This is a genomic window from Mesorhizobium sp. M4A.F.Ca.ET.050.02.1.1 (assembly GCF_003997725.1).
Classification (GTDB): Bacteria; Pseudomonadota; Alphaproteobacteria; order Rhizobiales; family Rhizobiaceae; genus Mesorhizobium.
Genome location: NZ_RZSG01001241.1, coordinates 1 through 1,041, shown reverse-complemented (window position 1 = coordinate 1,041; position 1,041 = coordinate 1). Strand labels below are relative to the sequence as shown.

At 64.6% G+C, this 1,041-nt stretch carries 1 protein-coding gene and 1 pseudogene; one reads left to right on the top strand and one right to left on the bottom strand.

All coding sequences use genetic code 11. The annotated features are described in order from the left end of the window. Positions 1–102 precede the first annotated feature (102 nt). Positions 103–288 (bottom strand): annotated as a pseudogene (locus EOA33_RS36640) (hypothetical protein); the annotation flags it as partial. Between the two features lie 95 nt (positions 289–383). Between EOA33_RS36640 and EOA33_RS36635 the strand changes: the two are divergent. Beyond that, positions 384–1,041: LysR family transcriptional regulator (locus EOA33_RS36635; RefSeq protein ID WP_127407790.1), on the top strand; the 658-nt coding region annotated here is incomplete at its 3' end.

The following is a 1,041-nucleotide window of genomic DNA, read 5'->3' as shown; positions in this document are numbered from 1 at the left end:
GTCTTCGGCGCCATTGATGATCGTGGCGGAGCCAGCAAGCAGGGCAACGACGGCGAGACCCAAAGCGGAGATCGCCGCCGCCCACAGCCAGCCCGCCTGCCCCGTCTCATAGGACGTACGCCGCGCCGTTAGCCGAAACGGCATGTCTCCCAGTTCGCGCTCCGACATCGTGTCCAGCACCGGATGCGCCAATGGATCGGCCACCCATCTCGCGATCTCGCTTTCGTATCGGGCGCCCTGCCCTCCGCCAGCGACGACCAGACCATTGAGCAATGACAAAATCTTCATGGTTTCGCCTCGAATTCGCGTTGACCCCTATAGAATCTGTATCCACGCCATGCGTTTCAATTGAGATTTCCGCCATGTCAGTTTAGAAAAACTGTATGAGCCTGTTGAACCGCGTCCATCTGAACGGCCTGCGTGCCGTGGAAACCGTCGCCCGGCTCGGCTCGCTCGCGGCGGCGGCCGGCGAGCTCAACGTCTCGGCCAGCGCCGTCAGCCAACAGATCAAGCGCACGGAAAAGCAGCCCGGCCAGGCGCTGTTCGAACGCACGCCGGGCGGCCTTGTTCCAACGGAGTTCGGCGCGCTGTTCACGGCAAGGCTTGGGGCGGGCTTTCGCGAGCTGGCGCAGGCCGTGGCGATGGCCGACGAGGCCAGCCAATGCACGCTGGTTGTTTCGGTAGCGCCGGCCTTCGCCTCGAAGTGGCTGCTGCCGAGGTTGTCCCGGCATTTCGCCCGGCATCCGAACGTACTGTTGCGCATCGACGCCTCGGGTCGGGTCGCCGATCTCGACCATTCCGACATCGATGTCGGCATCCGGATGGGCGACGGCAAATGGCCGGGCGTGCGCGCGGAACTGCTTCTGGCGCAAGAGGTGTTCCCGGTCTGCACGCCGTCGATCGCGGCCAGACTGCACTCGATCGAGGATCTGGCGCAGACCTGCGCGATCACCGACGAGCGCTCGATGATCAGTTGGGACAGCTGGTTCGCGGCGGCCGGCGTCTCGCCGGTCACCTTTCTGAAGGGGGCACGTTTCACCG